The sequence below is a fragment of the Noviherbaspirillum sp. genome (assembly GCF_035627455.1).
Lineage (GTDB): Bacteria > Pseudomonadota > Gammaproteobacteria > Burkholderiales > Burkholderiaceae_D > Noviherbaspirillum.
This window is the reverse complement of sequence record NZ_DASPLS010000042.1, coordinates 37,736-59,383: the sequence shown is the minus strand read 5'-3', so window position 1 is coordinate 59,383 and position 21,648 is coordinate 37,736. Positions and strand designations below refer to the sequence as shown.

The window sequence follows — 21,648 nt, the reverse complement described above, 5'->3', positions numbered from 1 at the left end:
CGCTGCCGGGTATTGCCGCGCAGGCGCCCGCCCGGACGAGGACAAAAGATGCAGACCATCACAAAGACCGCGATTGCCACCCTTGCCTTTGCCGCCGTCCATAGCGCGCTTGCCACCCGGCAGGCGAAACAGCTTGCCGCCAGCGTGATCGGAAGAGAACGCAGCGATGCCGCCTACCGGGTGTTCTACGTCGGCCAGGGACTGCTTACCTTCGCCGCGCTGACCGCCTACTGCGCCAGCCTGCCGGTACGCACCGTCTACCGCATCCGCGGGCCGGGCGCGCTGCTGCTGCGCGCCGGGCAGCTCGCCGGCGTGGTCCACCTGCTGGCAGGCCTGCGCCAGGTCGGCCTGACGCGCTGGGCCGGCATGGACAGGCTGCAGGCCTGGCGACGGGGACGGGACATGCCGGCAGCGCCGGTGGCGCAGGGCCCGGAACTGGCGGACGACGGCAGGCTGGCTGCCGGCGGGCCTTACCGCTGGAGCCGGCATCCGCTCAATTTCTCGGGCGTGCCGCTGTTCTGGCTGACGCCGCACATGACCACGCGGCGGTTGGCCTTCAATGTGGTCGGCACCGCTTACCTGATGCTCGGATCGCTGCACGAGGAAGCGCGGCTCCGGGATGCGTATGGCGATGCCTACGAGCGCTACCTGCAGAGCCGGGTGCCCTTCTTCTGGCCGGGCTTGCGGCCGGGTTGCCTTCCCGCTTCCGGCGTCATACCGGCAATCGCAGATTGAACCGCACCGCCACCAGCCTGAGCACCACGGTAAGAAGGATGCTCACGGTGAGACTCACGACTTCGGCGACGCGGACACGGTCGAGCAAGAGGTAACACCAGCATCCCAGAAACGCGCAGGTCGCGTAAAGCTGGCCGCGCCGGAAAACCATGGGTATTTCATTGCAGATTACATCGCGCAATACCCCGCCGAAGATGCCGGTAATGACACCCATCATCACTGAAACAAACAGCGGCATTCCCGCCTGCAGCGCTAGGGATGCACCGAGAACACTGAACAATCCGAGGCCGAACGCGTCTGCCGCCACCAGGATCTTTTCCGAAAAGGCAAAGCGGAGGTGGCGCATGAACGGCGACACGACCAGCGCAAGGATGAACACAAGCAGCGTGTACTCTTGATGCTCGACCCAGAACAAGGGACGCCTGTCCAACAAGAGGTCGCGCAGCGTTCCGCCTCCGAACGCGGTGATAAAGGCAACGGTAAAGACGCCGACAAGGTCCATGTCCTTTCTTCTGGCTTCGACGAATCCGGAAAACGCGAACGCAAGGATGCCGAGGACTTCGATAATCTGGATCAACTTGGAAAAACTGTACATGGCGGCGCTATCGCTCGCCCGATCCGCATGAAGTGCAAAACGCGCGATCCGGGCAACGGTGGGATTGGCAGTGGTCACTGCAGGGGGATATAAGTTTAGCCTTCCGGCAACATGATTTCCACCACTTGCACGGTCTTCCAATATTTCACCCTACATCCCCCTGCTTTGGCGCGCCGCCGCTCTCCGTTAAGAACTGATCCTTAGTAATTATTGATTAGCTACAAACGGTTAATTTCATGCTCACGTACGATCGAAAGACCGACCCCGCCATCGCATATCCTGCGCAGCAATGAACCCTTATCCGCCGGACGATCAGAAAAGGCTAGCCGCATTGGAGGCGCTGCATGTACTGGACACGCCGCGCGAGCCGATCTTCGATCGCTTGACGCAGCTTGCCGCGGCGATCTGCAACACACCGATCGCGACGATTTCCCTGATCGACAAGGACCGGCAATGGTTCAAATCCGCAGTGGGCCTGGATATCGCCGAAACGGCGCGCGCGATTTCCTTTTGCAGTCACACTATCCAGCGCGCTCAGACGTCGGTCGTCGCGGATACGTACCGCTCGCGCTTGTTCCGGGACAACCCCCTGGTTACCGCCCCTCCATTCCTGCGCTTCTACGCTGGCATACCATTGGTGACCCGTGAGGGCCACGCCGTCGGCACGTTGACCGTGATGGACCGCAGACCGCGGCGGCTGAATCGCGCGAAGCTGGATGCACTGCGGCTTCTCGCCGAGCATGTGATGACAGAGCTGGAATTGCGGCGCCAGCGCATTTTGGCAGAAGCACTCCATTCCCGCCTCGCCCGCCAGGCCGAGCATCTCATCGAGGCACAGCGCATCGCGCGACTGGGAAGCTGGGAGCTGGATGTCAGAAGCAGGACGCTGCGCTTATCGGAGGAGACCTATCGGATCTTCGGCCTCGCGCCGCGCCAGGATATGGAAGAGTTTGATGCCTTTCTCGCGTCGGTGCATGCGGCGGACAGGGAGCAGTTGGTCGACGCAGTCGAGTCCGCCATGAGAGGCGATCAACCGCTCGATGTCGTTCACCGGATCGTCATTCCCGGCGGGGAGACGCGTCATGTGCATGAAAGGGGACAGCTCCTTTCCAGGCCAGGAGGGGATGTTGCTCTGGCAGGGACGGTACAGGACATCACCGGGCAGCGTAAAGCCCAGTATGAGCTCGAACTGCTGCACACCAGTATTGCCCGGGTCGGCGACATCGTGATGATTACCGAAGCCGCCCCCCTGGACGAGCCCGGGCCGAGAATTGTCTTTGCAAATCGCGCCTTCGAGCAGCGCACCGGTTACAAGCTTTCCGAAGTCCTGGGGAAATCGCCGCGGCTATTGCAGGGGCCGGAGACACAGCGCGCGGAGCTCGACAAGGTGCGGCGTGCGTTGCGGCGCAAGGAAGCGGTATCGGTCGAACTGATTAATTACAGCAAGTCCGGGGAAAAGTTTTGGATGGAAATAGATATCGCACCGGTGGCGGCGACGGGCGCCGCCATCAGTCATTTTGTTTCCATACAGCGCGATATTACCCAGCGCAAGGCCGCCGAAGCGGAAATTGAACGGCTTGCCTTTTATGATCCATTGACCCGCCTGCCGAACCGGCGCCTCCTGCTGGACCGTCTTCACCACGCACTGCAGACGGCGGACCGGAAGGCCAATTGCGGCGCGCTCATGTATCTCGACCTCGACAACTTCAAGAGCTTGAATGACACCTCAGGGCACGATATCGGCGATCGCCTGCTGGTGCAGGTTGCCCGACGGCTCGAAAACGCCGTCCGGAAGAGTAATACGATCGCGCGCCTGGGCGGGGACGAATTCGTGGTTCTGCTGGAAGACCTGGACGGGGACGTGGAAGAGGCGGCAGCGCAGGCAGAAATCGTCGCAGAGAAGGTGCTCTCGACCTTTGCTGCGCCTTTCCGGCTTGGCAAATATGAGCACTACTGCAGTACAAGTATCGGTGTCACCCTGTTTTGCAGCCAATACGATCCGGATGAGGTGTTGAAGCGTGCCGACGTGGCAATGTATCAGGCCAAATCGGCGGGGAAAAACGCGATCCGGTTTTTCGACCAGGACATGCAGGCGGTGGTGAACACCCGCGTGGCGCTGGACCGGGAATTCAGGGAGAGCCTCCACCGGCAGGAATTCGTGCTGCATTACCAGCCGCAGGCCGACGACACCGGCCGTCTGGTTGGCATGGAAGCGCTGGTGCGATGGCTCCATCCGAAACGCGGAATGCTTTTCCCGAGCGAGTTTATTTCCTGGGCCGAGGAAAGCGGCCTGATTGTTCGCCTGGGGAGATGGGTGCTCGAGGCGGCATGCGCACAAATTGCTGCCTGGGAAAAACAATCCGCCGGCAAGGTGCCGCGGGTGGCGGTTAACGTCAGTGCGCGGCAGTTCCACCATCCGGACTTCCTGTCCCAGACGCTCACTGTGGTGGAACAGAGCGGGATCAACCCGGACAATCTCAAGCTGGAGCTGACTGAAAGCACGCTGATCGAGCACTTTGAGGACACCATCGAAAAAATGGCCGAATTGCGACGGCGCGGAATCAGGTTTTCGCTGGACGACTTCGGCACCGGGTATTCTTCCCTGTCATATCTGAATAAACTGCCGCTGGACGAAATCAAGATTGACCAGGCGTTTGTCCGGCACGTGCTGACAAACCCGGGCGACGCCGCAATAACGCAGACGATCGTGTCGCTCTGCGAGATACTCGGCTTTTCAGTGGTGGCCGAAGGCGTTGAGACAGAAGAGCAGCGCACTTTTCTTGCGGAACACGGTTGCCACACGTTTCAAGGATATTTGATCGGCCGTCCATTGCCCGCGACGTATTTGTGACAGCGCAGCAGATGCACCGGCTACCCGGGGTTCGCGATGTCAGATCGCTGTTGCAACGGGGAAGTTATCTGCCAGGTCCGATATATGCAATGCCTGCCGGGGCAAGACTTGCAGCAGTGCGAAAGTCCCCTTCCACGAGCCATGCAAAAGAGCAAAAGCCCTCTTTCCGATTCTGCAGCGTATATGCATGGAGGATCTACAATGAAGTACCCTCCCGCGGAGAATCGATCCCATGCGAAGTTGGCGCGCGCCTGAGAAGCGAGGATTACCGAGTCAGAAGCGACGTGACTGGCTGAAAGTGCTGGCATGGCCGCTGATCGGTCTTTCCCTGGTGGCGTTGCTTTGGACTTATACCTTGTCACGCAGCGCGGCAGCGCGGGAAGAAGCGGAAGCCGACGCGAGGCAGGCGGCGATCGCATCCGCCGCTTCCTACGCACAGCAGATGCGCCACATGGTGGAGCACATCGACCAGGTCACGTTACGCCTGAAATATCAATGGGAGAACCATGCGTCGGGCGTGAATCTGGAAGACGAAAGCACTTTCGGTCTTTTTCCTGCCGGCCAACTGCTGTATGCGAACATTTTCGACCAGAACGGAGATGTCGTGACGACGACAATCACCGGGCAGAGGCCGGGCAGTATCGCCGAACAACCCTATTTCCTGTTTCATCAAAGCGACTGCTGCGGCGGGCTGCACATCTCGCGGCCCGGCCCCAGCACCGCTACCGGACGCCAGATTGTCCGTTTCTCGCGCCGACTGGATCGGCGCGACGGCTCTTTCGCTGGCGTTGCGGTCGTCGCGGTCGAACCTCCCTACCTCATGACTTTTCAGGAAGCGGCCATTCCCGGGATGCACGGCTTCGCGTCAGTTTTCCTTGACACTGGAACCTTGCTGGCCAGCAAAATCGCGGACAGCACTGACGGACTCCAGATGCTTTACCGTCAGGAGCCTGTATTCAGGACGCCTGCCGGTGTCGCACTGGAACCGGCAGAGATATTCGCGGACGGGCGGGCCCGCCACGTGGCCTGGAAAAAACTGGACAATTATCCGCTGGTTGTCGTCGCGGGCCTGTCGTATCAGGATGCGATGGCGCCGTACAGCGCGCAGGCGGAGCATGACCGCCGGATGGCCTTCCTGGAGAGCGCCGTCATCCTGGCGAGCTCGTTAATGGCCGCCTACGTCGCCCACAAGTTGGGACGCCGCCGCAGGCAGGTCGAAGAAACACAAGAGACGTACCGCATGGCTACCGACTCGGCCAACGAGGGCTTCTACATGTTCCGGCCGATCCATAACCGCGATGGCGAGGCGGTCGACTTCAGGCTGGAGGATTGCAACAACAAGGGCGCCGAACTCCTGGGCACGACACGGGCACAGCTTGTCGGCAAAAACGTGTCGCAGTTCCAGCCGGAGTCCTTCAGGGATGAAGCCATGGCACGCTGCAAGCTGGCATTGGAAAGGGGCATGCTGGAAGAAGAACAGCGCGTGCCCTCCTCCAGTCCGATGAAAGCGCAGTGGGTTTACCGCCGCATTGTCCGCTCGGATGTGGGACTGGCAGTGACGATCAGGGATATATCGCAGGCGAAGAAACAGGAAGAGGCACTGGCGGACCTGGCCAACAATGACCTGCTTACCCGTCTGCCGAACCGGAACTCGCTCACGAGCTACCTGCCCAACGCGGTCAGCACTGCCGCCAGGCGCGCCGGACAGTTTGCGCTGTTGTTCATCGACCTGGACAACTTCAAGAACATCAATGACTCGCTGGGCCACGACGCCGGCGACGATTTGCTGATACAGGCGGCGCAGCGCTTGCGCGACACGGTGCGCGCGAGCGACTACGTGGCGCGGCTCGGCGGCGATGAGTTCGTCGTCATCCTCAATGACCTGGATGTGGAAGAGGATGTGACGCGGGTGGCCAGGGCTCTTGTGAACGCGATAGGCAAGCCGTTCGAACTCGACGCCGGCACCGGAAATCATGTGAGCGCATCGATCGGCATCAGCGTGTACCCGCAGGACGGCGAAGATGCGGACACGCTGTTGAAGAATGCCGACATTGCGATGTACGCGGCGAAAGCCGCCGGCAAGGGCCGCTTTGCGTTCTACCATGCGCATCTTTCGGATTCCCTGATCCTGCGGCTCAACAAGGAGCGCGCATTGCGGGAAGCCATTGCCAACGATGAATTTGTGGTGCACTACCAACCGCGCGTCGGACTCGCGTCCGGCAAGTTGACCAGCATGGAAGCGCTGGTGCGCTGGGAGCGGCCCCAGCACGGCTTGGTGTATCCCAGCGAGTTCATCGATGTCGCGGAGGACATGGGTCTGGTTGTCCAGATCGGGGAGATCGTCATTGAAAAGGTGTGCCGGCAGATCGCGCAGTGGAAACAGCAGGGTTTGCCGATGGTGCCTGTTTCGGTCAACGTATCGGCGCAGCAGCTCAAGACCGGGACGCTCAGCGGCTTCCTCGACCGCTGCATGAAGCAGTACGGGGTTGCGCCAGGCGGCATCGAAGCGGAACTGGTTGAGTCGGCGGTAATCGACCGGAGCAAGGTCGTGTCCGGCGAACTCACAGCGCTTCGCCAGCTGGGAATCACGCTCATGATCGACGACTTCGGCACCGGCTATTCCTCGATTTCCCAGTTGCACAGGCTGGACGTCGACGTGCTGAAGGTGGACTCCGAATTCACCCGGGCGCTATGTGAAGGCTCCGAGGCGCAGAAACTGTTCCGGGCCATCATGTCGATGGCGGAAGCGCTGGACATGGCTGTGGTGGCGGAAGGGGTCGAGACAATCGACCAGGTGAACATCCTGCACAAGCTCTCTTGCGACGAGATCCAGGGGTATTTCATCTCCAGGGCGGTTGCAGCAGGGGAAATGGGCAAGATGATGCTGAAGCATGTCCTGCTTTCGCCGCCGGTAGGGCCGGACCGCCTGCGGCCGGTCTGACGCATTTCCGCTTCCGCCACCACGGGAACGGCGAAATCCTGACGCCGCGCATGCGGCGCCCGGCGCCGCCGGCGCTACAATCCCTCCATGTGCGCGAACTATCTCCCCTCCCGCTCCGAGCAGTTGCAGCAACACTTCGGCGTTGCGCCGCCCGACTCGGAATTCAAGAGCGAAACCTTCCCCGGCTACATGGCGCCGATGATCAGGCCGCCTCGCGCGGATGCCGTCCCCGGCGATCGCGCCTGCGCGCTGGCGATGTTCGGCATCGTTCCGCATTGGGCCGATGTGAAGCTTGCGCGCCAGACCTACAATGCGCGCTCCGAAACGGTGGCGGCGAAGCCGAGTTTCCGCAACGCCTGGAAGCGTCGACAGTTCTGCATCGTGCCGGCCGCTTCCTTCTTCGAGCCGAACTACGAAACCGGGAAAGCGGTGCGCTGGGAAATCGGTGACGCCGACGGCGCGCCGCTCGGTATTGCCGGGATCTGGGAATACAAGCAGGATGGTCCGAACGGACTGCCGCTGCTATCGATGTCCATGCTGACCATTAACGCGGACGCGCATCCGGTGATGCAGCGTTTCCACAAGCCGGACGACGAAAAGCGCATGCTGGTGCTCCTGAGCCCGGAGCAATACGATGAATGGCTGCACGCGCCGCTTGCCGATGCGCCGCACTTCTTCAAACCCTACCCGGCGGAACGCCTGTCGGCGAAGCCGGCACCACGCTGATACGGCAGTGACACTTACCCACAAAATCTGTGGGAAAGACTGTGGATAACCAGTGGGCTTTTCTGCAAGTCGTTGACTGAAAAGGAAATATTTCCTTTGATCATTCTCAATGCAGCTAGTCATTCCACCATGCACCGACTGTGCCGGTCAGAAACAGCAGTGTTCCCGCCGCTGCCAGGCCGATCGCCGCGCCCGTCTTGTGCAGTGTCGCAGCCGCGATAGCGGCGAAGGCCAGGCCCAGCCCGAGCAGACGGGCATACCGATATACCGGCGAGCTGTCTATACGGGACAATGCATCTTCGACTTCCGAGTCCGCCAGCACACGGGAAAATCTGTACCCGCATGCTTCACACTTTTCGGAGGTGTAAGAGGGCCGTTCACCACACTCATCACATGAACCAAAGGTCATTCGGTCTTTCGATCCCGTAACTAATAGTGAATTCTAGTGTATGACCATTTACTTTTCGACACATCACATAGACATGGGAGTCTTGCCTGCCGCGCCCGTTGTCTATTCGTCGGCTCCGGGCCGGCCGGCGCGGCAGCCCGTACCGCATCAGTGAAGAGAGGCCGAGCTCCCGCGCGGCCGCGTCGACAGCAATTGTTCAAATTCAGCCGAGGTAAGCGGCTGCGAAAAGAGATACCCCTGCCCGTAATCGCACCCGGCGGAACGGAGCAAGGCTTCCTGCGCATTCGTTTCGATCCCTTCGGCGATCACCTTTATGCCTAATTTATGCGCCATCGCGATGATGGACTCGGCAATCGCCCGGTTGTCGCGGTCAACTTCCATGTCCCGGATAAACGATTGGTCGATTTTCAGATAGTCGATATCAAATTTTTTCAGGTATGACATCGAAGAATAGCCGGTGCCGAAATCGTCCAGCGCGACTTGAATCCCCGCATCCCGATAATGCAGCAGCCGCTCCGTTACCTGAGGCGACGCTTTGAGCAGCAAGCCTTCCGTAATCTCGACGGTGAGGCTGTTTCCTGGCAGGCCGAGATGCCGCAAGTGATCCAGCCAGTCGACGGCTTCACCATCGGACAGGAATTGAATCGGCGACTTGTTGACGCTCACCTGAAACGGCGCGCCGATATCCTCGCTCCATCGCTTGGAGCAGGACGCTGCTTCCTTGAACACCCAATCGCCGATCTGGTTAATCATCCCCAGCTCTTCGGCAATGGGGATGAAGCGTGAAGGCTCAACGGGACCGAGCGTCGGATGACGCCATCGCAGCAGCGCTTCCGCCTTGGCGATGCGGCCGGTTGAAAGATCGATGACCGGCTGGTAATACACATGCAGTTGCCCCCCATCCAGCGCGGATCGCAAATCCCCGCCCAACCGGATTCTTGCGTGCGCACGGTCCTGCATGGACCGCGTGAAGTAGCTGAACTGGTTTCTGCCGGCGTTCTTTGCTGCGTACATGGCCTGGTCGGCATTGCGGATCAGTGCTTCCAGGCTGGTCGCATCTTCCGGATAAAGCGTGATGCCGGTACTGGCAGAGAGATAGACGACCTCGCTACCGAGGCGATACGGTTGCACCAGCGCGTCGGTAATTCTTTCCGCGGTACGCTCGACATGCGCTTCATCGTCAAGCGCAGTCATGATGACAGTAAACTCATCACCCCCCAGCCGCGCGACGGTGTCCGAATCACGAACGCAAGCGCAGATGCGCCTGGCGGCTTCCTCGAGCAGCACGTCGCCGGCGTCATGGCCGAGCAGATCGTTGGCTTCCTTGAAGCGGTCGAGGTCAATGAGAAGCAAGCCGATCTGCTGACCGCTGCGATATGCTTTCCTCATTTCCTGATCCAGCCGGTTACGGAACAGGCGGCGATTCGGCAGGCTGGTCAACGGGTCGTAATTTGCCTGCTGCCAGATCAGATCGTCTGACTTTTTCTTTTCGCTGATGTCGGTCTGCACGGCAATGAAATGACGTAGTGAATGGTCCCCGTCAAGGACCGGATCGGCCTTGATGTTTTGCCAGAATGGCTGCCCGGACTTCTGGTAGTGCAGCACATCGACTTCGAACGACGTCCTGGACCGGATCCCGTTTTCCATCACCCCCACGGTCTGTGAACTCGTATCCGGACCGCACAGCAACGCCACCAGCGGTTTTCCCGTTGCTTCCTCCGCGGTATAGCCGGTCAGCGTCGTGAATGCCGGATTGACCCATTCGATGATGCCTTTGTTATCGGTGATCGTGACCGCACTGGTGATTTTCTGCGCGACCAGCGCAAGCCGTGCGCTTTCTTCCAGCGCCGCATTGCGTTCGTCTTCCGCCAGTTTTTGCTCTGTTACGTCATTGCCCTGCAAGAAGATACCCGAGACGCTGCCTTCGATTTCGGTGATCGGCTGGTACACCAGGTCCACGAACGCTTCCCGCTTTGCGCCGTTTTCCAGGTTGAGCACGATACGTTTGCTCTTGGTCGTATACGCTTCGCCGGACTTGTATGCGGCGTCGAGCCGTTCGATGAAGTCATCGTGGGCGAATTCGGGAAAGGCATCCTTGAACATCTTCCCGATGACGTTTCTATGGCCGATCAATTCGGAAAACGCCGGATTGACCAGTTCGAACACGTGTTCCGGGCTGCGCATGAAAGCGGTGAAGCTTGGGGTTTGCTCAAACAGTTGCCGCAGCAGTTGCCGTTCTGCATCGAGCACATTGACTGTTGCGCGAATGGCTGCGGAGCGTGAATCATCTTGTTGACTCACTTCCTGCTCCACGATCCTTGCTGCCCGCATCGTGTTCTTGAGGGCGTGGATTTCCGTCATATCCATCGCGTGATGACATATCCCAACCATGTTGCCGTGATGGTCCAGCAACGGTGTGTTGAGTGCGGTCCAGTACCGCTCTTCGAACTGGAGTCCTTGTTCCACCGGCACCGGGATCGGGTAACGATGCATGGTCAGGACGTCGGGCTTTCGGAAGGTAAGTACCCGCTGAAAGGACTGCTGCAAGAGAAATACGGCATTGTCATCCGGGTCGCCCGGGCTGGCCGGGAAGACGTCAAATACATTACGGCCGACCAGCGTATGCCGCGGCCGCTTCACCGTTTTTTCGTATGCCGCATTGACGTCGGTGATCGTGAGGTCCGGCGCGAGAATGAGATAAGGCGTTGGAGACGCTTGCAGATACGAAAAAAAATCAATTGGCTCGGCCATCCTCTCTCCTGTCAACATCTTCCGTAGGGAATCGTTCGAGGAGGTAAGACACGTGTACATCTTGTTTTGTTCGCAAGGAAGTTTCAAACCGGAGTTCACACAACCGTCACCAAAAGGCATCGATGCGGCGTGTTAAGCATTCGCACCGCCCCATGATCCGGTCCAACGCGCGGCGATCCCGCATTACTTCGACGGGGATCACAAAACAAAGACGACTCCGTCGACTTTGTTATTCCAGGAACAAACAAGTTGATCACCTCGCCCATTGGAGCATGGGTATATAGGACGCGCTTTCCGAGATTGAATTATGGCCCGTGCCACTGATCACTTTCATTGACGCGACTCCTTCTGAAAAGCGGGACAATAGCAGCGACGTGCTCCACGCCGGGATGACTTCATCGTGTTGAGCGGCAAGGATCAGGGTGGGAGCCTTCACTCGGGGCGCATAGCGCCACGATTCGTATTTATCCCTGAGCAGCCATCGCACCGGGAAAAATGGGAACTGCCGGACCGCAAGCTCCTGCAGGCTGTCGAAGGGGGTGACAAGAACCAGTTTCCTGACGTCGCGAACGCTTGCCACATGAACCGCCACGCCGGTTCCGAGACTGCGGCCGACAACCACGATTTCACTGTGCTCGGCCGCGATTCGATCCAAAAGAACCAACGCATCGGACACCAGCGCCTGTTCAGTCGGTTTTCCCGAGCTTCCCGCATAGCCGCGGTAGTGCAGCAGGTATAAGGCGTGGTCTGGAAACGCGGCTTCCAGTATCGGCAGACTCGCTGAAACATCTTCCGCATTCCCCCCCAAATAAAGTGCTGCTTTTGTCCCTTGAAGCGGCCTTTCGGAAACCTTGATCTCGGCGCCGGACACTGCAAGCGTGGAGATCCTGGGAGCGGGGTATGCCGCTTTATATGGAGGAAAATAAATAAGCGCGCGCTGAAAGAGAAACAGCGCAAGACATGCGGCCAGATAGGCAACAACGCCGGCAAACAGAAAGAGGCTCAGTGTCTTCTGCATTTAACGCCCGGGTTTATTCACTCGCGAGTAAAGACTGCTCTATCAAGCGCCCGGTGCTGACGGCAGCGTTCGGCTTGTCCAGCGGGAACATCGGCACCTCCTTTGGGGCTTCACCTGCATCACAAAACGCCTGTTTCACATCGCTGACTGCGGCCTGGCGTTGTCACGCCAACCGCCAGCGGTCAGCCTTCGCTTGAAGAAGGCGAGATGCGCTTGAGCCGCTGGCCGTAGATGCCCCATACGGTCTCGACGCCGTCCAGGTTGCCGACCAGCGCCCAGCCGGTGCCGATCTTGCGTGCCTCGACCGGGACGCCCAACTCGTTTCCGACCTGCTGCGCCCATTGCTTTGCCGCGCCTTGCCCCTTGAACAGCTCCTTGCCTTCGAAAACCACGGTACCCTCGAATACGGGCTTGATGAATACGCTCATGAAAACTCCTTCGGTAAGCTCGTTTAGCCGTGCGCGCCCGCTCTACCCGTAACCGGCCTGCCAGACGGTCCAGCCGCGGCGGGCGGTGCACTGGAACGAAAGCATGTCATGGCGAAACAGTGCAGATGCCGAAACCGGGTTGGACAGTTCAAAGCGGCCCTGCGTCAACAGCCAGCGAACGGATGAATTCCCGCTTCACATTATGCCCGCTTGAAGCCGTATTCATCGGCGCTGGCAGAAAACGAGGCGGCGGACCCGTCCGGGGAGACGAGGTCCCGGCCGGAAGAAAATCCGGTTTGTTGATATATTCCGTGCGATGAATCGACGTCATTTTCTTGTTGCCGGCTTTTCCATCGCCCTCACGCTCCGCGCTTTTGCCGCGCCGGTGCCGCAGGAACGAGCGGACTGGTCCAGGTTTTTTTCCGACGCGGACGCGCGCGGCACCATCGTCGTCGCCGACGCCCGCGCAAACCGCGACGCCATGCTTGTCCACGACCAGGAGCGTGCGAAGCGACGCTACTCGCCGGCGTCGACCTTCAAGATCCCGCACAGCCTTTTTGCACTGGACGCCGGACTGCTGCGCGACGAATTCCAGGTCATCCCCTGGGATGGCGTCATGCGCGGCATGGAAGCATGGAACGAAGACCAGGACCTGCGCGCCGCAATGCGCAACTCGACCGTCTGGGTCTATGAACGATTCGCGCGGCAGCTTGGCGACAAGCGTGAAGCCGATTACCTGAAAAGGCTGGGATATGGCAACGCCAGCACCGGCGGACGCGCCCCCTTCTGGGTCGAAGGAGACCTGGCGATCTCGGCGCATGAGCAGATCGCGTTCTTGCGCCGCCTCTACCACAACAAGCTGCCGTTCCGTACCGAGCACCAGCGCCTCGTGAAGGATGTCATGATCAACGAGGCCGGCCGGGACTGGATACTGAGAGCGAAAACGGGCTGGAGCGGAAAAATCGGCTGGTGGATAGGCTGGGTCGAGTGGCCCGCCGGTCCCGTGTTTTTCGCATTGAACATCGACACGCCGAACCGCATGGGCGACCTCGCGAAACGCCAGGAGATTGCCCGCGCGATTCTGCGTTCCATCAAGGCGCTGCCGCCCGAGTGAAGCTTGCCGCGTCGAGGCTCGGCGCAGCCGCTGTTTGCCGGGTGCGTCCCGGGTAATTGCAGACGCACGCCGGCGGCCAGCGGCGGCCGCCGAGCAGCGCCAATGAAAGGAGTCAGCGCGCCGCGCCTGAAGGTGCGCCATCTGGTCGTCTCTCTTTACGGCAAGCGCATCGTGCCCGACCTGTAGATGGCGCGCCGCTCCCATGAACTGCGAATTCGGTGTTGGCGAGCATTGATTCAGGACGGCCGCCGGTTGATCGGTGGTCGCAAACAGCGCCAGTAAATTGACCTCAAACGGACGTTTCAGAAGTGCAGTTGAAAGGCGGAAAACGACCCGAAGCGATCTTTCCTTGTCAGTCATCTCCCTCGAGCTTGCCACGTATGCCGCGCCCGCTTTGCGGCAATGCTTATCTTATTGGCGCACAAAATCCTGTTGATCCAGCTTCGGCTGGTGCAATAAATTCCGGATGAAGAAGTCAGTAATCCGCTGATTAAGCTCCGGAATTTCCTGGGTTCGATCAAATGACGGCGGATCGCTCAACAAGGTGCTGCCAATGCTGCCCGGCTCCAGGGGCGGCATTGGTGAAAGCATCGCTCCGTGTCCGGCATCAGGCATTCGCATTACCACCTCACACCGCGGAGCGCACGCGTTCAGTATTGCTTCGACGTGAAATTTCGGTACCTGGTTGACGTCCTTATCCGCAATCACCAGACCCAGCGGGATCTTAGGATTAGACAGAGATTCCGGAACGAAATCGGCGGCGTAAGGAACCATGGCTATAGCCGCCTTTATGCGTGAGTCCTCATACTGATGGACGCTGTCGTCGCTGAAGCGAGCGGCGATCACTTGCTTGGCGAACCACATCTTCAGTCCGTCCAGCCAGCTCCCGTCAAGCGAGGTGATGAAGCCGACGCACGAGGAGAAATCCTGCGCAATGTTTTTGTCACAATGCTCTCTAAAGCGCGGGTTGGACCATATCCCTCCCGCCAGAGATAGCGCCGTGTGCCCGCCTGCAGAGCCGCCGAACACGCCGACGGCGTCAAGCGAGAGATGGGCGGCAAGCGGTGGATAGCCTGCGACGACATCGATAGCCATCGAGACCTCCTGAGGTCTCTTGCTCCAGCTACTGGGTCCGGGCCCAGAAGAATCGAGGTAATTGTCGCCATGATGTTGCGGCAAGGCTACGGTGAAGCCGCGCTTCACAAGAGTGCGGGCTAAGTCGGCGTGTACCCACGGCGACCCGCCGGATCCATGCGATATGACAATCAAGCGGGCATTACCCTTCACCGGATTGCCCTTGGACGCGAGCGAGAGACGAAAAGGTCCTTGGGAAAAAACGTTCTCAGGATCAGACGAGGGATAGAAGACCGTTACCGATCCGCCATCAGCCTGAGGCAATTGCATGAATCCCGTGCTCGGCGCTTCTCCATGGGCGCTTGCGACCACGAGGGAAAATACGACGCCGAAGAAGCCCGCCAGGCGAAGCCGCATTTTGTTGTGCATTGGAGCTGTACTTGGACACCAAATCCCGGATAGTGCCAACGGGAGCCGGATGTTGCAATACCAGGTACATGGGGCACTGGCTAGAACGGCCTGAACCAGCTCCTATCTTTTCGGCACGGAATTTCAGGTTCAGTGACTGGATGTCGCCGGACGCTTCCTAGCTGGTGTCGGACCTTCTTCCTTTTCCGAGGAGCTGCTTCGGTCGACCCGAGGCAGCCACTCACGCAGAGAGGAGTCAACGCTCATGGGGCGTAAAAACAGGATCAGGTGCCGAATGGCGCTTGGCAGGGTCGATGTTATTGAGTCCGGTCCAACGGCAAGATGCGAGAGACCTGGTTAGTACCTGGCTGGTCTTGTCGGCAAGAACGTCAACATTTCAACCGGCGTCTTCACGAAATGCAGCAACGCTTCCTGAAAGCGCCGTCGCGTCCATCCGAAATGGATGCGCGACGGCGCAATCCGGACACCCGCGCACTCAGCCGCCGGCGCTCGCGTTGCTCTCGGGTGCCCGCGCTGCCTCGATGGCTTCCCTCTGCACCTCCTCGCGGCTGCGGGTGGAGACGGCGTAGGTGAAGTCGAAAAACTCCGGGCTGCGGTCCGCGGTGCGAATTCCCGCTGCATAGTCACGCTCAAGTTCGGCGCGAACCTCGGCGCGGGTCTTGGTACTCGTGAACTTGCTGTGGTCGACGTAGGGATAAACGGCCTCCGCGGCAGCGGAACCGGCGGCGGTGACGGCAATGGCAGCAAAGATGGTCTTGATGTTCATTTTCAACTCCTGTTCGGTTAAGTGTTGTGCGGTCGTGCAGGCCGCAACGGATTTCCTGAGTGGTGCAGCGCGACCGGCCGATGCCCATCGCGCCTCTGTCCCTGTGTGCACCCCTGCTTGGAAGGCGCACTGTCGCTATTCGCATCCGCACTCCGTGCGCGCTCACCTGCGCACTTCGAGGATGAGGTTGAACGGGGTCTGCGCGGCACGTCGGATGTGCGTGAATCCTGCCTTGCGGAACACTGCCGCCAGGCGCGCCTCGCCGGCCTGCGCGCCCAGCACCATGTGTCCGCCCTCGGCGACGGCGTGTGCGCAACAGATCGTGGTCGACGCCGCATAGTAGAGACGTGCGACCGGCGAAATATTGTCTTCGGTGCGATCGTTGGCGAACGGCTCGACCAGCATGATCGTGCCGTCAGGCGCCAGCACTTCGGCCGCGTGGTGCGCGGCGGCCACCGGGTCTCCCAGGTCGTGCAGGCAATCGAAGAAGCAGATCAGCCCATAGTTGTTGCCGGGGTAGTCCACGGCACGCGCAACATCGAAGCCGAGTCGCGGCGACAGGCCGGCGTTGGCGGCGATGCCTCTTGCCTCCTCGATAGAATCCGCATGGGCGTCGAACCCGTGAAAGCGCGAGCGCGGAAATGCCTGCGCCATCAGCATGGTCGAATGGCCGTAGCCGCAGCCGATATCGGCGACGCTGATGCCGGCATGGAGTTTCTCCACGACGCCGTCGAGCGCTGGCAGCCACTCCGACAGCAGGCTGCCGCGGTAGGCGTTGCGGTAGAACGCCGAGACGCCGCAAAAGAGCCGGCCGTGATGATCGCCCCATGCGATGCCCTTGCCGGTGCGGAACGCCTCGAGCGCCTTGTCTTCGTCGAACCACATGGATGCCGGCACATTCCACGCATTTGGGATGTATACTGGACTGTCCTCATCGGCCAGGACCATCGCTTGCTCAGGCGCAAGCTCATAGGTGTCGCTGACGGCGTGGTAGTTGACGTAGCCGCCTGCGGCCTGCGAATTGAGCCATTCGCGCACGTAGCGTTCGGCGCATGCGGCGCGTTGTGCAAGCTCGGCGGAAGTCAGCGGTCCGGCGCCGGCAAGCGCCTTGTAAAGACCGAGCTTGCTGCCGAGACTGACCATCACGCCGCCGTAGCCGGCGGACAGGTCGCCGATGGCGCGCATGACAAAGGATTCGAGCTTGGTTTGATCTATCACGGATGCGTCCATGCTTATTACCTCCAGGTGGGTTGTCGTCGTGTTGAGACTGCGAGCACAGAATCGCACGTCGGCCGCATGCGGGGCAGAGCCGGATTCACCCGAAACCGGTTCATTTATGCCAGCGAGGCGCTTTCCTCTTGGCACGGAGGGACACTCATGAATGCGCCCTCCGCGCATGCGGGCCCGGACCCGCGTCACGTCAGCCTCGTCGCGCTGCCGGACGCGGTGGTTTCCACGCTGACCGGCATCTTCGACGTCATGAACGCGTTTGCGCTGATGGGCCTGCCGGGCACGGCTGCGCGGCCGCCCTTCCAGATCCAGATCGTGGGCGAGGCGACGGGGCCGCTGGAGTTGGCAAGCGGCGTCCCGGTCAAGGTGCAGCGCGCGGTCGCCGACATCGACTCCACCGACATCGTGATCGTCCCGTCCATCCTGCTCGGGCCGCACGGCTGGGAGCCCGGGCGCTACCCGCGCCTGGTCGCATGGCTGGAGAGGATGCATCGGCGGGGCGCCTTGCTGTGTTCAGCCTGCTCGGGGATTTTCCTGCTGGCCGAAACCGGCCTGTTCGACCGCCGGGATGCGACGGTCCATTTCGGGTACGCCAGGCAGTTCAGCGCCGCATTCCCTGCCGTCCCGATTCATCCGGAGCGCGTGCTGGTCGTGTCGGGCGTACGCGAAGAACTGGTGAGCTCGGGCGCGTCGATGAGCTGGCATGACCTCGTGCTCTACCTGATCGCCCGTTATGTCGGCGCCACCGGCGCCCAGGAAGTCGCGCGCATGTTTGCGCTGCAGTGGCACCAGGACGGGCTCACCCCCTACATCGTTTTCGAGGGCCGGCGCGACCACGCGGACAGCGACATCCAGAGCGCCCAGCAATGGCTGGACACGCACTTCCCGGTCGCGAATCCCGTCGAGGAAATGATCAAGCGATCGCGCCTTGCCGAGCGCACCTTCAAGCGCCGCTTCACCGACGCCACCGGCCTCACTCCACTGAGCTACGTGCAGCGCCTGCGGATAGAGGATGCCAAGCGCCGGCTGGAGCGCACCGAGGTATCCATCGACGAAATCAGCTGGCAGGTCGGCTATGAAGACCCGGCCTTCTTCCGCCGGCTGTTCAAGCGCACGACCGGGCTGGCCCCGGGGGACTACCGCAAGCGCTTTCGGATTCCGGATTTCGCGCGCGCTTAGGCTGTGTTTAACAAGCGTAGCGAGCGGGCCGGATTGGCGTCGAGTAGCGCACGCGTACGCGAGGTACGCAGAGCAACGCAGGCGTCAATCCGGTTCGCGCAGTAGCTTGTCAAACACAGCCTAGAGCGGCTTTCAAATTAATGCAGGGGGCGGCACTCGACCCAGAAGGGATGCGGCGCAAGGCGCGGCGCGCCGCACAGGGTCGGGCCCCGTCCAAGCGTGCATCACGGCCGGGCCCACCGGCGCGGGCCCGGTTCCCGCGGCTGTCCGAAGGGGTTACCCATCCGGGAATCTTCCCCACCCTCTTCCTGTCCCGCGCCGCTGCACCGGGCCGCCATGGCGATAACGGAAATGCGGGCTATCCACGGGCTCGCCACTGTCAGGCGCCGGCGCCTGCGCGTTTGAATGATTGCCGGACAGGAGCCTCAGCGGGAAGGTGTGCTTGTCGCAAGGAGAACACCAAATCCAGCGAGGAGGCAGCCAAAGGCGCGGTCGATCCAGTGGCGTACTGCGACAAGTCGTTCGCGTATCGTATCTGCCGAAAAGAAAAGCGCGACCAGAACAAACCAGGTTACATGTGCAAGCGAGATAAATGCGCCGTAGGCGAATTGCACATGCATGGCGGTAGCAGGATCAACGACCTGGATGAAAAGACTAACAATGAAAACCGTTGTCTTCGGGTTCAATACATTGGTGAAGAAGCCGGCGCGCAGCGCCCCAAAATCCGTCAATGGCGGCCCGTCAGGTGAGTTTGCGACGCTGCCCGGACGCGATAACAGCAACCTCATCCCCAGGTAGACCAGATAGACAGCGCCCGCGAGTTTGATCGCCTGGAACATCCATAACGATTGCTTGATCAGCAGGCCCACGCCGAGCATGGTGTACGCAATATGGACCAGTACCCCCAGCCCGATTCCCATCGCAGTCAAGATTCCAGCGCGCCGGGATAGCACGAGGCTGTTGCGGGTAACCATTGCAAAGTCGGCGCCCGGGCTGATGACAGCCAGCACGGTGATTGTGACTACAGCTAACAGTTCAGTCATGGCGATATCCCCCTGGAACTAAAAAAATGTAGCTAAAATCTTATTCTTACAGCCTCTATTCGTCTAACGATTTGTACTAACAGTATGCGTGACTCGAACTCACAGATCGGTGCTTCACACCTGCCCTCCCTCCTGGCATTGCGCTGCTTTGAGGCTGCTGCGCGTGCGGAGAGCTTCACGAGTGCCGCGAAAGAATTGCACCTCACCCATGGCGCAATCAGCCGCGCTGTCCGCCTGCTGGAGGAGGACCTCGGCGTAACCCTTTTCGAACGGCGAAACAGACGCGTATTCCTGACCGACCAGGGACAGAAGCTGTTTCAAGGCGTGAGCGAAGGATTGGGAGTCATTCGAAGGGTGACTCAGGAATTGCGGAAGGCAGCACAGACATCGCCACTCGTTGTTTCGTGCGAGCCAACACTGTTGATGCGCTGGCTTATTCCGCGCTGGCCGGAATTCAGGAAGCAGTATCCTGAGCACGACGTGCACCTGGTCGCCGGCGGCGGGCCGTTCAAGTTTGAAAGCGGCATCGACCTCGCCATCCGCCGGAACGACTTCAAATGGCCCGAGGCTCTGAACGTGACTTACCTGTTTGCGGAGAAAACGGGGCCAGTGTGCCGTCCCGATAAAGTCAATACGTTTTTCGATACGTCCGGGGAGGTGCCGGTCCTGCGGCCTGGCGCCCCCCGCCTTCAGAGCCGCACCCGGCCCACCGCATGGCAGGAGTGGCTCTCAGTCTCGGGTCATGTCCCGCTTGAAGGCTACGGTGGGCCGGACCAGTTCTTTGAACATTTCTACTTCAGCCTCCAGGCAGCGCTAGCAGGCCTGGGAGTAGCGATCGGCCCCTGCAAAATGGTACAGGACGACTTGGAGGCGGGCCTGCTCGTCGCGCCGCTCGGTTTCTCGGAGGATGGCACCAGCTACCATCTGCTTGCGCCCCAAGAGGCGGCTCCGGGCAGCGCCCATTTCTTTTTGCAGGAATGGCTCAAATCCCTGGCAGCCGACAAGACATAGGCAAACATGAGAGCGCCGCCAGCGACCGGAAAAAGGCTAATGTCGAGTGCAGGTGCGCCGAGTGACGTGCGTGCGGCTGTTCCCTTGGCCAGCCATTTCGGCGAGGCCTTTCACTGGACAGTCCGGCGTGAAAATGGGGAAACGAAAATAACTAAGCGGGCGTCGCGGAACGGTCTTTAAGTTCTACTTGCTGGTGATCATTTAGCCAACTTCACGCAGTCACGCATTCAGTCCGGCGCGAACGCCACACCATGCGGATCAAACAAGTGCGCATGGGTGGGCCGGAAAGCCAGTGAAATACCGGATCCGACGGGCGGGACAGGCGCATCCGCGCCGCACTTGACCGCCATCAGGTCCGGCATGCCTTCTACCTGCGCATATACGATCATGCTATCCCCCAGATGCTCGATCACTGCAACCTTCGCCGCGATGGCGCCGGGAGCCGGGTCCCGCGGCATTACCGTGAATTGCTCCGGCCGCACGCCCAGCGTGACGGAGGTCCCCGACTCGGCGCGGTTCGTATTTGCCGCTACATGCACGAGCGTGCCGTCGGTCAGCCGGACAGAAACGAGCAGGGTGTCGCTCTCGGCAATGGACTCGAGTTGGGCATCGAGGAAGTTCATTCGCGGCGATCCGAGAAACCCGGCCACGAACCGGTTTGCAGGACGCGCGTACAGGTCGAGCGGCGTGCCGGCCTGCTCAATGATTCCTGCATTGAGCACGACGATTTTTTCGCCCAGCGTCATTGCCTCCGCCTGGTCATGCGTGACATAGATCGTGGTCGTTTTCAGTTCCTTGTGCAGCCGCGCGATTTCGACACGCGTCTGTGCCCGCAGCGCCGCATCCAGATTCGACAATGGCTCGTCAAACAGAAACACGCCAGGCCTGCGCACGATCGCGCGCCCGATCGCCACGCGCTGGCGCTGTCCTCCCGATAGTGCTTTAGGCCTGCGGTCAAGCAGATGTCCGATCTGCAAAATGTCCGCCGCCCTGGACACGGATGCAGCAATCTCTTCCTTTGCGACACCCGCAAGCTTGAGTGCAAAGCCCATGTTTTCCGCTACCGTCATGTGAGGATACAGCGCATAGCTCTGAAAGACCATCGCCATTCCCCGCCTGGCGGCGGCGATGTCGTTGCTGCGGCGGCCGTCGATATCGATTTCCCCCTTTGTCGGGCTCTCCAGTCCGGCAATGATGCGCAGGAGCGTGGTTTTTCCGCAGCCTGACGGCCCGACGAGGACAACAAACTCGCCGTCTGCAATGTCGAGATCGATCCCCTTGATCACCTCCTGATCGCCGAATGACTTGCCGATCCCGCGCAGACGAACCGATGCCATCGTGTGCTCCG

Annotated in this window: 17 protein-coding genes; 7 read left to right on the top strand and 10 right to left on the bottom strand. The window is 60.4% G+C overall.

Translation table 11 applies throughout. The features are described from left to right. Positions 1 to 48: 48 nt before the first annotated feature. The gene (locus VEC01_RS08145; protein WP_324900310.1) at positions 49 to 735 is read left to right on the top strand and encodes a hypothetical protein; all 687 of its coding nucleotides are present in this window, start codon (positions 49 to 51) and stop codon (positions 733 to 735) included. Here the strand turns inward: VEC01_RS08145 and VEC01_RS08140 are convergent. After that, positions 713 to 1,330, bottom strand: coding sequence for a trimeric intracellular cation channel family protein (locus VEC01_RS08140; protein ID WP_324900378.1), 618 nt, complete (start codon positions 1,328 to 1,330; stop codon positions 713 to 715). The genes VEC01_RS08145 and VEC01_RS08140 overlap by 23 nt on opposite strands. Positions 1,331 to 1,619: 289 nt before the next feature. On the opposite strand from VEC01_RS08140, the gene VEC01_RS08135 reads away from it, so the two are divergent. From VEC01_RS08135 to VEC01_RS08125, 3 genes are all read left to right on the top strand, one after another. Beyond that, positions 1,620 to 4,181 (top strand): sensor domain-containing phosphodiesterase, encoded by a 2,562-nt coding sequence (locus VEC01_RS08135; protein ID WP_324900309.1) that lies wholly within the window; start codon positions 1,620 to 1,622, stop codon positions 4,179 to 4,181. A 232-nt stretch (positions 4,182 to 4,413) separates the two neighbouring features. Next, positions 4,414 to 7,122 carry a bifunctional diguanylate cyclase/phosphodiesterase gene (locus VEC01_RS08130; RefSeq protein WP_324900308.1) on the top strand — a complete coding sequence of 903 codons (2,709 nt, stop codon included), beginning with the start codon at positions 4,414 to 4,416 and terminating at the stop codon, positions 7,120 to 7,122. An 87-nt stretch (positions 7,123 to 7,209) separates the two neighbouring features. Continuing rightward, positions 7,210 to 7,848, top strand: coding sequence for an SOS response-associated peptidase (locus VEC01_RS08125; protein ID WP_324900307.1), 639 nt, complete (start codon positions 7,210 to 7,212; stop codon positions 7,846 to 7,848). Between the two features lie 115 nt (positions 7,849 to 7,963). Here VEC01_RS08125 and VEC01_RS08120 read toward each other — a convergent pair whose 3' ends face one another. The 4 genes from VEC01_RS08120 to VEC01_RS08105 form a co-directional block, all read right to left on the bottom strand. After that, positions 7,964 to 8,257 carry a hypothetical protein gene (locus VEC01_RS08120; RefSeq protein ID WP_324900306.1) on the bottom strand — a complete coding sequence of 98 codons (294 nt, stop codon included), beginning with the start codon at positions 8,255 to 8,257 and terminating at the stop codon, positions 7,964 to 7,966. 147 nt (positions 8,258 to 8,404) lie between these two features. Then, positions 8,405 to 11,008 carry a sensor domain-containing protein gene (locus VEC01_RS08115; RefSeq protein ID WP_324900305.1) on the bottom strand — a complete coding sequence of 868 codons (2,604 nt, stop codon included), beginning with the start codon at positions 11,006 to 11,008 and terminating at the stop codon, positions 8,405 to 8,407. Positions 11,009 to 11,261: 253 nt separating this feature from the next. Continuing rightward, positions 11,262 to 12,026 (bottom strand): alpha/beta hydrolase, encoded by a 765-nt coding sequence (locus VEC01_RS08110; RefSeq protein WP_324900304.1) that lies wholly within the window; start codon positions 12,024 to 12,026, stop codon positions 11,262 to 11,264. A gap of 182 nt (positions 12,027 to 12,208) precedes the next feature. Next, positions 12,209 to 12,454 carry a hypothetical protein gene (locus VEC01_RS08105; protein ID WP_324900303.1) on the bottom strand — a complete coding sequence of 82 codons (246 nt, stop codon included), beginning with the start codon at positions 12,452 to 12,454 and terminating at the stop codon, positions 12,209 to 12,211. 316 nt (positions 12,455 to 12,770) lie between these two features. Between VEC01_RS08105 and blaOXA the strand changes: the two genes are divergently transcribed. Further along, entirely contained in the window at positions 12,771 to 13,568 is a 798-nt protein-coding gene (gene blaOXA / locus VEC01_RS08100) for a class D beta-lactamase (protein WP_324900302.1), read from the top strand. Between the two features lie 411 nt (positions 13,569 to 13,979). Here blaOXA and VEC01_RS08095 read toward each other — a convergent pair whose 3' ends face one another. The 3 genes from VEC01_RS08095 to VEC01_RS08085 all read right to left on the bottom strand — a co-directional run bounded on the left by VEC01_RS08095 (position 13,980) and on the right by VEC01_RS08085 (position 17,067). Beyond that, the gene (locus tag VEC01_RS08095; protein ID WP_324900301.1) at positions 13,980 to 15,071 is read right to left on the bottom strand and encodes a dienelactone hydrolase; all 1,092 of its coding nucleotides are present in this window, start codon (positions 15,069 to 15,071) and stop codon (positions 13,980 to 13,982) included. 475 nt (positions 15,072 to 15,546) lie between these two features. Beyond that, complete coding sequence (locus VEC01_RS08090; RefSeq protein ID WP_324900300.1) at positions 15,547 to 15,837, bottom strand: DUF4148 domain-containing protein; 291 nt, start codon at positions 15,835 to 15,837, stop codon at positions 15,547 to 15,549. 162 nt (positions 15,838 to 15,999) lie between these two features. After that, entirely contained in the window at positions 16,000 to 17,067 is a 1,068-nt protein-coding gene (locus VEC01_RS08085) for a class I SAM-dependent methyltransferase (RefSeq protein ID WP_324900299.1), read from the bottom strand. 147 nt (positions 17,068 to 17,214) lie between these two features. Here VEC01_RS08085 and VEC01_RS08080 point away from each other — a divergent pair, with 147 nt between their 5' ends. Then, complete coding sequence (locus VEC01_RS08080; RefSeq protein ID WP_324900298.1) at positions 17,215 to 18,246, top strand: GlxA family transcriptional regulator; 1,032 nt, start codon at positions 17,215 to 17,217, stop codon at positions 18,244 to 18,246. A 425-nt stretch (positions 18,247 to 18,671) separates the two neighbouring features. On the opposite strand, the gene VEC01_RS08075 is transcribed toward VEC01_RS08080, so the two are convergent. Beyond that, complete coding sequence (locus VEC01_RS08075; RefSeq protein WP_324900297.1) at positions 18,672 to 19,289, bottom strand: LysE family translocator; 618 nt, start codon at positions 19,287 to 19,289, stop codon at positions 18,672 to 18,674. Positions 19,290 to 19,373: 84 nt separating this feature from the next. On the opposite strand from VEC01_RS08075, the gene VEC01_RS08070 reads away from it, so the two are divergent. After that, a complete protein-coding gene (locus VEC01_RS08070; RefSeq protein WP_324900296.1) occupies positions 19,374 to 20,300 on the top strand; it encodes a LysR family transcriptional regulator in 927 nt (308 codons plus the stop codon). 227 nt (positions 20,301 to 20,527) lie between these two features. On the opposite strand, the gene VEC01_RS08065 is transcribed toward VEC01_RS08070, so the two are convergent. Beyond that, positions 20,528 to 21,637 (bottom strand): ABC transporter ATP-binding protein, encoded by a 1,110-nt coding sequence (locus VEC01_RS08065; RefSeq protein WP_324900295.1) that lies wholly within the window; start codon positions 21,635 to 21,637, stop codon positions 20,528 to 20,530. Positions 21,638 to 21,648 lie beyond the last annotated feature (11 nt).